We start from the raw sequence: 10,694 nt of genomic DNA, 5'->3' as shown, positions 1-10,694 counted from the left end.
ATGAGCTGGATCACGATGCGCCGCCCTTAACGATAGGGTGCATCGGCAGCAAGGTTCGCGGCGATTGCCCGCTCCCACTTTGCGCCATTGTCGAGGAGCTTGGCTTTATCATACAGCAATTCTTCTCGCGTTTCTGTTGCGAATTCGAAATTTGGCCCTTCAACGATAGCGTCTACGGGACATGCCTCTTGGCAAAAACCGCAGTAAATGCATTTGGTCATGTCTATGTCGTAGCGCGTCGTGCGGCGGCTGCCGTCGTCGCGTGGTTCGGACTCAATGGTAATGGCAAGTGCCGGACACACAGCCTCGCACAGCTTGCACGCAATACACCGTTCTTCGCCATTGGGGTAACGACGCAAGGCATGTTCACCGCGAAAACGCGGGCTCAATGGGTTCTTTTCAAACGGATAATTGATCGTCGCCTTTGGCTTAAAGAAATATTGCAAGGTTAGCCAATGCGCCTTGACGAATTCCCACAAGGTGAAGGTTTTGATGAGATGGGCGATACTGGTCATGCGAAATGTCCTGTGAACATAAGATAGCCGCTCACCAAAAAGACCCAGAACAGCGAGATTGGTAGAAAAACTTTCCAACCAAGACGCATCAATTGGTCATAGCGGTAACGCGGCACGGTCGCCTTCACCCATGCGAAGATGAAGAACATCAACAGGATTTTGGCAAAGAACCAGATAATACCGGGAACAAGATAAAGAGGCGCCCAATCAACCGGTGGCAAATATCCGCCCCAGAAAAGTATCGCATTGAGCGCGCACATCAAAAGGACGTTTGCATATTCACCAAGCCAGAACAAAGCGAAGGCCATGGAGGAATATTCGGTCTGATAACCGGCAACCAATTCGCTTTCCGCTTCGGTCAAATCGAACGGCGCACGTGCGGTTTCCGCCATTGAGCTGATGAGGAACATCACCGCGATTGGGAATAGCAACGGGTTGAAGGCATAGGCGTTGATGAAGCCAAAGACATGCCCACGCTGGCCTTCTACAATGCCGCCTATGTTGAATGTGCCAGCCCACAAAACAATGCAAATCAGTATGAACCCAATAGAGACTTCATAGGATATCATTTGCGCGGCGGCGCGCATCGCCGAATAAAATGGATATTTGGAGTTGGAAGCCCAGCCCGCAATCACGACGCCATAAACGCCCAAGCTGCTGATCGCTAGGATGTAGAGCAAGCCTACATTGATATTCGCCAACACGACGCCATAGGCAAACGGAATGACTGCCCATGCCATCAAAGCCACGGTGAAGGTGATGATGGGCGCGATCAGGAACAGGCCGCGGTTTGACGCGCTTGGAATAATCGTTTCCTGCAGGAAAACCTTAAGGCCATCTGCAAAAGATTGCAGGACACCAAAGGGCCCAACCACGTTTGGACCTCTGCGAAGGGCAAATGCGGCCCATAATTTACGTTCCGCATAAATGATCATCGCCACGGCTAACATCAACGGCAGAGCAATCAGGAGGATCCCCGCGATGGTCGCCGTAAACCAGGCGGCGTCATAACCCATGCCCAAATTTTGGAAGAAGGAGGTCATTCCGCCGCCTCCAAAACCTGCGTTCCGTGCACCAGCTCCGAAGAGCATTTCCGCATCGTTTCAGACGCGCGGCAGATGGCGTTCGTCAGATAAAAATCCTTGATTGGATAATCGGCAATTTTGCCATTAACTTCCGCCGAAAGCGACGGTTCGTTCCAACCATAATTGGCGAGACCCTCAACACCAAGCGCCGGCACCGCCTTTGCCATTTCGGCGCGCAACGCGTCGACACTGTCGAACGGCAAGCGCTTGCCCAATGCGACGGACAGTGCCCGGAATATCGCCCAATCTTCACGTGCATCGCCAGGCGGGAATACGGCACGCTCTCCGCGCTGCACTCTGCCTTCTAGATTCACATAAGTACCAGATTTCTCGGAATAGGCAGCACCTGGCAAAATGACGTCAGCATGATGCGCGCCATTGTCACCATGATGGCCGACATAGACCTTAAACGTATTACTAAACAGGCTGTAATCGACCTCATCCGCGCCGAGGAAGAATGCCAGCGTGGGCGATGCTGCCGCCAGCTTCTTGATGCCGCCGTCATGCGCATAGCCCAACATCAGCCCGCCCATGCGCGCCGCTGCAAAATGCAGGACGTTAAATCCGTTCCAGCCATCACGCACCAGTTTGAACTTTTTGGCAAACGCCAACGCCGCCCCATGCACGCCTGCGTAGCGCAACGCACCGCCGCCTACGATGATTGCAGGACGCTCCGCATTCTTCAACGCATCGGTAAGGACCTTGGGCACCTTTGTAAGCGCGCTCAGGTCATCGCCCAGCCACTCAACCTTATAAGTCAGGTCCGTCACTGGCCCGATCGCAAAGACCTTTGCACCGCGCTTTCGGATTGCCTTTTGAATACGCGTGTTCACCAATGGTGCTTCACGCCGCAAGTCGCTTCCAACTAACAGGATGACGTCAGCATTTTCAATGCCCGCGATTGTCGTGTTGAAGTTCACCGCCGAAAGCGAGGATGTGTCATAGGCTAGGCCAGTTTGACGCCCTTCAAGCATCGACGCGCCCGCCAATGCGCGCGCTGCGAACATAGTCTCGCAATCAACCTGATCACCAGCCAATACAGCAGCTTCGCCGGCCCAATGGGCTTTGATCGCATCAAATGCCTCAACCCAGCTTGCCGCGACAAGTTTACCGTCCTTGCGGATATATGGCTTGTCCAAGCGGCGATGCGTAAGGCCGTCAACCGCATGACGGGTTTTGTCCGATGCCCATTCTTCGTTCACATCGTCATTGATGCGCGGCAACGCGCGCAGCACGGCCCTGCCCCGGCTATCAAGGCGAATGTTGGTGCCGACAGCATCCATCACATCGATGCTGGGCGTCTTCTTAAGTTCCCAAGGACGCGCTTCAAAAGCATAAGGCTTCGACGTCAAGGCTCCCACAGGGCACAGATCAACCACATTACCCGAAAGCTCGCTTTGCATGGCGTGCTCAAGATAGGTCGTAATCTGCATATTTTCGCCGCGACCAATCGCGCCGACTTCTTCAATGCCCGCGACTTCTTCTGCAAAACGGACGCAGCGTGTGCACTGGATGCAGCGCGTCATCGCTGTTTTAACCAACGGACCCATATATTTTTCAGTAACTGCGCGCTTATTTTCCTCAAAGCGCGAGGCACCGCGACCATAAGCAACGCTTTGGTCCTGCAAATCGCATTCCCCACCTTGGTCGCAAATAGGGCAATCGAGCGGGTGGTTGATGAGCAGAAACTCCATCACCCCTTCACGCGCCTTTTTGACCATTGGCGTATCGGTGCGGATAATTTGGCCTTCGGTGGCGGGCAACGCGCACGATGCCTGTGGTTTAGGTGGCCCGGGGGCAATCTCGACCAGGCACATCCGGCAGTTACCCGCGATGGACAGCCGTTCATGATAGCAAAAGCGCGGTATTTCTTTCCCCGCCATTTCGCATGCCTGAAGCACTGTCGCGCCTGCAGGGACTTCGATTTCTAAACCGTCTACGGTGACTTTAGGCATTTTTACTCCGCCGCCTCCAGCATATTGTCGCCTTTGGCTTCATGAATGCGCCGCTCCATCTCGGGGCGGAAATGCTTGATCAGCCCCTGAATTGGCCAAGCCGCCGCGTCGCCAAGCGCGCAGATGGTGTGGCCTTCAACCTGTTTGGTGACGTCGTACAAAGTATCGATATCACCTATTTCAGCATTGCCGGTGCGCATCTTTTCCATCACGCGCCACATCCAGCCTGTGCCTTCACGGCAGGGCGTACATTGGCCGCAGCTTTCATGCTTGTAGAAATAGGACAGCCTAGAAATTGCTCGCACAATATCGGTGGACTTGTCCATCACGATGACCGCCGCGGTGCCTAGCCCGGAACCGACAGCCTTGCAGCCGTCAAAGTCCATTGGCACGTCCATCATCATCGCAGCAGGTACCAATGGCACTGACGACCCGCCTGGGATGACAGCCAAGAGATTATCCCAACCGCCTCTGATGCCTCCACAATGCTTCTCAATCAGCTCGCGGAAAGAAATGCCCATTTCTTCTTCGACGACGCATGGCTTTTCAACATGGCCAGAGATTTGGAACAGTTTCGTGCCATGGTTGTTCTCACGACCAAAACTTTTGAACCAAGCCGCACCGCGCCGCAGGATCGTTGGCACCACCGCGATACTTTCGACATTGTTGACCGTGGTGGGGCAACCGTAAAGCCCTGCACCTGCCGGAAACGGCGGTTTCAAACGGGGCTGACCCTTTTTGCCTTCAAGGCTCTCGATCATCGCGGTCTCTTCGCCGCAGATATATGCACCAGCGCCGCGATGGACAAAGACGTCGAAGTCATAACCGGACTTGGCGGCGTTCTTGCCGAGTAAGCCCGCTGAATATGCCTCAGCAACAGCCTGTTCCAGAACCTTTGCTTCAAAAATATATTCACCGCGAATGTAGATATAGGCAGCACGCGCGCGCATGGCGAAGCCAGCGATCAGCGCGCCCTCGATTAGCTTATGCGGATCATGCCGGATGATTTCGCGGTCCTTGCAGCTGCCGGGCTCGGACTCATCGGCGTTGATGACAAGGAAATTTGGACGCTCTGGCGTTGGCGCTTTTGGCATGAAGCTCCACTTCATACCCGTGGGGAAGCCAGCACCGCCGCGACCGCGCAGGCCAGAGGCTTTCACTTCCTCAATAATCGCGTCCTGCCCAATCTTCATCAAGGCAGAGGTTTTGTCCCAATCGCCACGTTTCTGCGCCGCTTTCAGGACGAAATCCTGATAGCCATATAGATTGGTAAAAATGCGGTCTTTGTCAGCGAGCATCAGCCCAAACCTCCAAGAAGAAACCATACGGCGCCCGCGATGAGCAACCCGATGACGGCAAGCTTTATGATGCCCTTAAGCAATCTCCACGCGACGAACGCAGCGACGAGAACGCCGATGAGTGGGAGATATTCCATCAATACTCGCCCCGATAATCATGGTTCTTGTCAACCATCGCCTGCAAGGTGGTTGCGCCACCATAAGGCTCAACCGTGTGGCGACCAGGCAACTGCGTGCCAACCTTCGGCTGCTTGCCCTCTGCGAGATCGCTCAGGATAGCAGTCATGCTGTCATAATCGAGATCTTCGTAATTATCGTCGTTGATCTGAACCATCGGCGCTGATGCACAGTTACCCATGCATTCAACTTCGTTCAGCGTGAACAGCCCGTCGGGCGTTGTTCCACCCTTGACCAGTCCGCGGTTCTTGCAAGCCGCGATTATGTCATCCGACCCGCGCAGCATGCATGGCGTCGTGCCACATATTTGCACATGAAAACGGCCCACTGGGGCGAGATTGTACATCGTGTAAAAGGTCGCAACCTCATAGGTCCGCATATACGGCATGCCTAGATAGCTTGCGACATATTCGATTACCGGCACTGGCAACCAGCCCTGGGTCTGCGTTTCTTCGCCCACCTGACGTTGCGCCAGATCAAGCAGCGCCATCACTGCAGATTGCTGACGCCCCGCGGGATAACGGCCGATGAAGATATCTGCCTTCGCCTTATACGCTGGCGAAAAGGCAAAACCGCCCCACTTGGCGCGGGTTGCAGCTTCATCAGGGATATGCACTGCACCAGCCATTAGCGGACAAACTCCACGCGCGACACTTTGTCGCCATCAAAACTGTAAATCGACATGACATCAAAGGGTTCGGACGATTCCGAACGATACACTTTTTCGTACAACACAGCGTAATCGCCTAAAGCATAGCTCGCCACAATCTCTGCCCTATTCTCCGGGAATTCAGCAAACATTGCCTTCAATCCCGAACGAACACCCTCTTTCCCGTCGCGAACAACGGCCCCGCGATACACCGCCTCGGCAGCATCATCCGTCATTAACGACACATATGCGTCTGCATCTTGTGCATTATAGTAAGCAATCATCTGCTGCACGGTTGCGAGGTGGGCGCTCATTGGACGGACCTTCCCTGTGACAATGCAGCAGCGGAAACGTTGGGAAATTCGCGAAAAAATGGGTCAGCCATGTGCTTCTTTCCGTCCCCAAATCCGTCCAATATATGCCCCAAAGATCATCGCGGCCGCGGTCGACCCAACTTCCTTTGCCGAAATCTCAGCATGAAAAAGATACAGATAGGCGGCAACCAACGCGACCGACCCCATGGCAGCGGATACCAGAAACATAAGCTCGCGTGTCATCAGCGATCACACTCACCGAACACGATATCGAGCGCGCCCAATATGGCGGTCGTATCCGCGAGCATGTGCCCGCGGGTCATGAAATCCATCGCTTGGAGATGCGAAAATGCCGTGGGCCGAATTTTGCAGCGATAGGGTTTATTGCTGCCATCGGCGACCAAATAGACACCGAATTCGCCCTTGGGGCTTTCGGTGGCGACATAGACGCTGCCTGCTGGTACTTTGAAGCCCTCGGTGTAGAGTTTGAAGTGATGGATCAACGCTTCCATCGACTGTTTCATCTCGGCCCGCTTGGGCGGAACGACCTTACGATCATCGCTGCAAACCGGACCTTCTGGCATTTGTTGCAAGCATTGTTTCATAATGCGGACCGATTGGCGGACTTCTTCAACGCGCACCATGAACCGGTCGTAACAATCGCCGCGCGTGCCGACTGGAATATCGAATTCCATCCGGTCATAGACGTCATAAGGCTGGCTTTTGCGGATATCCCACGGGATGCCCGCACCACGGATCATCGGGCCGGAAAAGCCCCATTTTATGGCGTCTTCCTTCGAAACAATCGCGATATCGACGTTGCGCTGCTTAAAAATACGGTTGTCGACAACAAGCGACATAGCGTCTTCAAACAGTCGCGGCATGCGATCATCCAGCCATTCAGCGATGTCGGTCAGCAGCTTCAACGGAACATCCTGATGCACGCCGCCCGGACGGAACCAAGCCGCATGCATACGAGCGCCGCTCGCCCGTTCATAAAAGCCCATGATGTCTTCGCGAATTTCATACAGCCACAAGGGCGGTGTCATCGCACCAACGTCAATGATATGGTGCGCAATATTGAGCGTATGGTTCTTTATCCGTGTCAGCTCGGCGAACAACACCCGCAGATATTGCGCGCGGATCGGCACTTCCAAGTCCAGCAGCTTCTCCACAGCAAGCACATAGCTATGCTCCATAGCCATTGGCGACGCGTAATCCAAACGGTCAAAATAGGGCAAAGCCTGCAAATAGGTCTTATACTCGATCAGCTTTTCCGTGCCGCGATGCAAAAGGCCGATGTGCGGGTCAAGCCGTTCGACAATTTCACCGTCTAACTCCATCACCAAACGCAAAACGCCGTGCGCTGCGGGGTGCTGTGGCCCGAAGTTAATCGTGTAGTTCTGGATGACGTCATCGCCAGTGGTCGGCGCGAGATCTTGCTGCATACTCATGCCTTGTCTCCCGTCGCCTTGGGCTTCCGAACACTGCGTTTAACGGCTTCCTTGTTCGCAGCTTTACCAGCGCCAGTCTGTGTCGCTGTATCCGTCGTTTTGGGTGTAGGCGGTGGCGCAGCGTTGCCAGCACCCTCGCCGGTTTTCTCGTCGCCCGGCAGGATATAATCCGCGCCTTCCCATGGCGAGAGAAAATCAAAATTCCGGAAATCCTGCGCCAGTTGGACTGGCTCATATTTCACGCGTTTTTCTTCTTCGGAATAGCGCAGTTCGACATAGCCAGATAATGGGAAGTCCTTGCGTTGCGGGTGCCCTGCAAAGCCATAATCTGTCAAAATTCGGCGCAAATCCCTATTGCCCGAGAATAGCACACCATACATGTCGAACACTTCGCGCTCCAACCATCCGGCAACAGGCCAGATGCCCGTAACCGACGGAACTGGCTGATCTTCATTCGTCACAAGATGAACGCGGATGCGGTGGTTTTTAGTCAGGCTCAACAGGCAATATACAACCTCAAACCGGGGATCGCGATCAGGCCAATCAACGCCAGCGATTTCCATCAACTGCTGATATGCGCATTCGTCACGCAGCTTAATCATGCACTCCACCAGCGCATCGCGATGAATATGCACAGCAATTTCATTATTGGCTTCTTCAATAGAAACCAGATATTTACCTAGTGCTTTTGAGATAGAATCTACCGTGCCATCAGGCGTGGTAATCAAAGGTGCGGAATGGGTCACCGTTCAATGGTTCCTGTCCGGCGGATTTTGCGCTGCAGCTGCATGATACCGTACAACAATGCTTCTGCGGTCGGAGGGCATCCTGGCACGTAGATGTCGACGGGCACAACACGGTCGCAACCGCGCACAACACTGTAGCTATAATGATAATAACCACCACCATTGGCGCAGCTGCCCATGGAAATGACATATTTCGGCTCAGACATTTGGTCGTAAACCTTGCGCAAGGCAGGTGCCATTTTGTTGCACAGCGTCCCAGCCACAATCATCACGTCGGACTGACGTGGTGACGCGCGTGGCGCTATGCCAAAGCGTTCAAAGTCATAACGCGGCATATATCCGTGGATCATCTCTACGGCGCAGCATGCAAGGCCAAAGGTCATTGGCCACAAGGAACCAGTGCGTGCCCAATTAAACAGATCTTCCGCGGAGGAAACGACAAAACCCTTGTCGTTCACTTCGCTTTCAATATCCTTGAAGAAGTCTGCATCGGGCGTTTGCACATCCGAAAGTGCTGGTGTGACTACTCCCATTCGAGTGCTCCCACTTTCCATGCATAAATAAATCCAATGACCAGTTCGAACAGGAACAGCATCATTGTGCCCCAACCAATCCAACCTGTTTCACCCAGGCTAACTGCCCAGGGAAACAAAAAGGCGGCTTCAAGGTCAAAAATGATGAACAGGATGGCTACGAGATAGAAGCGGACATCAAACTGGCTCCGCGAATCTTCGAACGCCGGAAATCCACACTCATATTCCGTCAGCTTCGCTTCAGTCGGCTTATGTGTGCCCGTCAACCGAGACACACCCATAGGCAAAAACACAAATGCCGACGACAAACCGAGCGCCACCACGAGGAAAAGCAGTATAGGCAAATATTGCGACAAATCAGTCATATCAGACTCGCTTCCGAACCCCGTAAGATGCGGCGCTTTTAGGCAGAAGAAACCTGACCTGCAAGGCCAAGAATCGGCATTTTTTCTAACATTTTCATGGTTTATTTTATGGCGCCGACCAACAGCTTGTGTAGCTTGCTATGTAGGATGTCATTTGCCGCCAAAACCTGAACATCTGCTATGTGCGGGCTGCGCCCGCGATAGTCAGTTACAAAGCCGCCAGCTTCGCGCACCAACAAGCATCCTGCAGCCGTATCCCAAGGTGACAAGCCACTTTCCCAAAAGCCATCATAGCGACCAGCGGCGAGCCAAGCCAGATCAAGGCTGGCAGCACCAAAGCGCCGGATACCCGCGACCGAAGGACCAATCGCGCCAAAAATCTTGGCCCATTCGTCAAAATCGCCATGCCCCTTATATGGGGTTCCCGTCGCAATTAACGCTTCATTTAATTGCCGGCGTGCCGAAACTCGCAAACGACGATTGCCTAACCAAGCACCCTTACCCCGTTCCGCCCAAAAGCTTTCATCCGTAATCGGATTGTACACGAGGCCTGCAAAAATATCACCCCAGCCAGAACCGTCGGGCTTTGGATCTTGCACAGCAATCGAAATCGCGAAATGCGGGATGCCGTGAAGAAAGTTGCTCGTGCCGTCGAGCGGGTCGACGATAAAGCGAGGCTTGCCCTCGGCGCCAGCAATCTCGCCGCCTTCTTCCATCAAAAAGCCCCAATCGGGACGTGCGATTTCGAGTTCCCGAAAAATCGTATCTTCGGCGCGTTCATCGGCCTTGGAAACAAAATCGGCAGGTCCCTTTTGCGACACCTGCAAATGTTCGATTTCGCCAAAATCGCGGCGAAGCTTTCCACCCGCTTTACGGGCGGCTTTTTCCATGATGGTCAAAAGACCGGTTAATGCAGGCATTAATCAGCCTTCCGGACATATTCCCGTTCATACACATCCACCACGATCCGCGTGCCCGAGCTAATGAACGGCGGCACCATCACGCGCACGCCATTATCGAGAATTGCAGGCTTGTAACTGGAGGATGCTGTTTGGCCTTTAACCACGGCATCTGCTTCAACGACCGTTGCTTCGATATGGTCAGGTAAAGCCACGGAAAGCGCTTCATCGTCATACATTTCCATAACAACGTCCATGCCATCCTGCAGGAACGCCGCAGCATCGCCCAAAAGGTCGCTTGGCAACGTTACCTGATCGTAGGTTTCCTTGTCCATGAACACCAAATTGTCACCTTCGGCATAAAGAAACTGGAAATCTTTCTGGTCAAGGCGCACTTTTTCAACGCTTTCCGCCGAACGAAAACGGATATTGTTTTTGCGACCATCACGGAGATTTTTGAGTTCTACCTGCATATATGCGCCGCCCTTACCCGGTTGGGTATGCGCGGTCTTTACGACGCGCCATAGGCCGCCTTCATATTCCAGAATGTTACCCGGCTTGATTTCAACCGCGTTGATTTTCATGAGTGCACTCGCTTGACAGATGGAAAGAGCAGGCACGCAAAAACGTGCCGTTGGACGCGGCCTTTAGCGATGACAGCGCGATTAGGCAAGCAGTGCGTTGAACGCCTTTACGGCTTCTGC

General features: G+C 53.7%; 14 protein-coding genes. All 14 read right to left on the bottom strand.

The features are described 5' to 3' along the window. Positions 1–26: 26 nt before the first annotated feature. Positions 27–515 (bottom strand): NADH-quinone oxidoreductase subunit NuoI, encoded by a 489-nt coding sequence (nuoI, locus tag ACIQ2T_RS08820; protein WP_306062615.1) that lies wholly within the window; start codon positions 513–515, stop codon positions 27–29. Beyond that, positions 512–1,558 carry an NADH-quinone oxidoreductase subunit NuoH gene (gene nuoH / locus ACIQ2T_RS08815; RefSeq protein WP_397590487.1) on the bottom strand — a complete coding sequence of 349 codons (1,047 nt, stop codon included), beginning with the start codon at positions 1,556–1,558 and terminating at the stop codon, positions 512–514. The genes nuoI and nuoH overlap by 4 nt, the downstream gene beginning before the upstream one ends. Next, a complete protein-coding gene (nuoG, locus tag ACIQ2T_RS08810) occupies positions 1,555–3,555 on the bottom strand; it encodes an NADH-quinone oxidoreductase subunit NuoG (protein WP_397590486.1) in 2,001 nt (666 codons plus the stop codon). The genes nuoH and nuoG overlap by 4 nt, the downstream gene beginning before the upstream one ends. 2 nt (positions 3,556–3,557) lie before the next feature. Further along, positions 3,558–4,853 carry an NADH-quinone oxidoreductase subunit NuoF gene (gene nuoF / locus ACIQ2T_RS08805; RefSeq protein WP_397590485.1) on the bottom strand — a complete coding sequence of 432 codons (1,296 nt, stop codon included), beginning with the start codon at positions 4,851–4,853 and terminating at the stop codon, positions 3,558–3,560. Next, the gene (locus ACIQ2T_RS08800; RefSeq protein WP_397590484.1) at positions 4,853–4,990 is read right to left on the bottom strand and encodes a hypothetical protein; all 138 of its coding nucleotides are present in this window, start codon (positions 4,988–4,990) and stop codon (positions 4,853–4,855) included. Before ACIQ2T_RS08800 ends, nuoF begins: the two co-directional genes overlap by 1 nt. Continuing rightward, the gene (locus ACIQ2T_RS08795) at positions 4,990–5,658 is read right to left on the bottom strand and encodes a complex I 24 kDa subunit family protein (protein ID WP_397590483.1); all 669 of its coding nucleotides are present in this window, start codon (positions 5,656–5,658) and stop codon (positions 4,990–4,992) included. The genes ACIQ2T_RS08800 and ACIQ2T_RS08795 overlap by 1 nt, the downstream gene beginning before the upstream one ends. After that, positions 5,658–5,993: a nuclear transport factor 2 family protein gene (locus ACIQ2T_RS08790; RefSeq protein ID WP_397590482.1), complete on the bottom strand. Its 336-nt coding sequence runs from the start codon at positions 5,991–5,993 to the stop codon at positions 5,658–5,660. The genes ACIQ2T_RS08795 and ACIQ2T_RS08790 overlap by 1 nt, the downstream gene beginning before the upstream one ends. Positions 5,994–6,056: 63 nt before the next feature. Continuing rightward, positions 6,057–6,236: a hypothetical protein gene (locus tag ACIQ2T_RS08785; protein WP_300036988.1), complete on the bottom strand. Its 180-nt coding sequence runs from the start codon at positions 6,234–6,236 to the stop codon at positions 6,057–6,059. Beyond that, entirely contained in the window at positions 6,236–7,441 is a 1,206-nt protein-coding gene (locus ACIQ2T_RS08780) for an NADH-quinone oxidoreductase subunit D (RefSeq protein WP_397590488.1), read from the bottom strand. The genes ACIQ2T_RS08785 and ACIQ2T_RS08780 overlap by 1 nt, the downstream gene beginning before the upstream one ends. Before the next feature lie 2 nt (positions 7,442–7,443). After that, positions 7,444–8,193 carry an NADH-quinone oxidoreductase subunit C gene (locus tag ACIQ2T_RS08775; protein ID WP_397590481.1) on the bottom strand — a complete coding sequence of 250 codons (750 nt, stop codon included), beginning with the start codon at positions 8,191–8,193 and terminating at the stop codon, positions 7,444–7,446. Beyond that, positions 8,190–8,747, bottom strand: a complete 558-nt coding sequence (locus tag ACIQ2T_RS08770) for a NuoB/complex I 20 kDa subunit family protein (protein ID WP_397590480.1) — start codon at positions 8,745–8,747, stop codon at positions 8,190–8,192. Before ACIQ2T_RS08770 ends, ACIQ2T_RS08775 begins: the two co-directional genes overlap by 4 nt. After that, positions 8,717–9,091: an NADH-quinone oxidoreductase subunit A gene (gene ndhC / locus ACIQ2T_RS08765; RefSeq protein ID WP_300037000.1), complete on the bottom strand. Its 375-nt coding sequence runs from the start codon at positions 9,089–9,091 to the stop codon at positions 8,717–8,719. The genes ACIQ2T_RS08770 and ndhC overlap by 31 nt, the downstream gene beginning before the upstream one ends. A gap of 101 nt (positions 9,092–9,192) precedes the next feature. Continuing rightward, on the bottom strand, positions 9,193–10,011 hold the full coding sequence (locus tag ACIQ2T_RS08760; protein WP_300037002.1) for an inositol monophosphatase family protein: 819 nt from the start codon (positions 10,009–10,011) through the stop codon (positions 9,193–9,195). Beyond that, positions 10,011–10,574, bottom strand: a complete 564-nt coding sequence (gene efp, locus ACIQ2T_RS08755) for an elongation factor P (protein WP_300037005.1) — start codon at positions 10,572–10,574, stop codon at positions 10,011–10,013. The genes ACIQ2T_RS08760 and efp overlap by 1 nt, the downstream gene beginning before the upstream one ends. Between the last annotated feature and the right edge of the window lie 120 nt (positions 10,575–10,694).

This window comes from Sphingorhabdus sp., assembly GCF_044357595.1.
Taxonomy (GTDB): domain Bacteria; phylum Pseudomonadota; class Alphaproteobacteria; order Sphingomonadales; family Sphingomonadaceae; genus Sphingorhabdus_B.
Note: the sequence above shows the minus strand (reverse complement) of the source record. Positions and strands in the feature narration are given on the sequence as shown.

Coding starts and splice junctions, on each gene's coding strand:
- nuoI (WP_306062615.1), bottom strand. CDS start 515: ATGACCAGTATCGCCCATCTCATCAAAACCTTCACCTTGTGGGAATTC.
- nuoH (WP_397590487.1), bottom strand. CDS start 1,558: ATGACCTCCTTCTTCCAAAATTTGGGCATGGGTTATGACGCCGCCTGG.
- nuoG (WP_397590486.1), bottom strand. CDS start 3,555: ATGCCTAAAGTCACCGTAGACGGTTTAGAAATCGAAGTCCCTGCAGGC.
- nuoF (WP_397590485.1), bottom strand. CDS start 4,853: ATGCTCGCTGACAAAGACCGCATTTTTACCAATCTATATGGCTATCAG.
- ACIQ2T_RS08800 (WP_397590484.1), bottom strand. CDS start 4,990: ATGGAATATCTCCCACTCATCGGCGTTCTCGTCGCTGCGTTCGTCGCG.
- ACIQ2T_RS08795 (WP_397590483.1), bottom strand. CDS start 5,658: ATGGCTGGTGCAGTGCATATCCCTGATGAAGCTGCAACCCGCGCCAAG.
- ACIQ2T_RS08790 (WP_397590482.1), bottom strand. CDS start 5,993: ATGAGCGCCCACCTCGCAACCGTGCAGCAGATGATTGCTTACTATAAT.
- ACIQ2T_RS08785 (WP_300036988.1), bottom strand. CDS start 6,236: ATGACACGCGAGCTTATGTTTCTGGTATCCGCTGCCATGGGGTCGGTC.
- ACIQ2T_RS08780 (WP_397590488.1), bottom strand. CDS start 7,441: ATGCAGCAAGATCTCGCGCCGACCACTGGCGATGACGTCATCCAGAAC.
- ACIQ2T_RS08770 (WP_397590480.1), bottom strand. CDS start 8,747: ATGGAAAGTGGGAGCACTCGAATGGGAGTAGTCACACCAGCACTTTCG.
- ndhC (WP_300037000.1), bottom strand. CDS start 9,091: ATGACTGATTTGTCGCAATATTTGCCTATACTGCTTTTCCTCGTGGTG.
- ACIQ2T_RS08760 (WP_300037002.1), bottom strand. CDS start 10,011: ATGCCTGCATTAACCGGTCTTTTGACCATCATGGAAAAAGCCGCCCGT.
- efp (WP_300037005.1), bottom strand. CDS start 10,574: ATGAAAATCAACGCGGTTGAAATCAAGCCGGGTAACATTCTGGAATAT.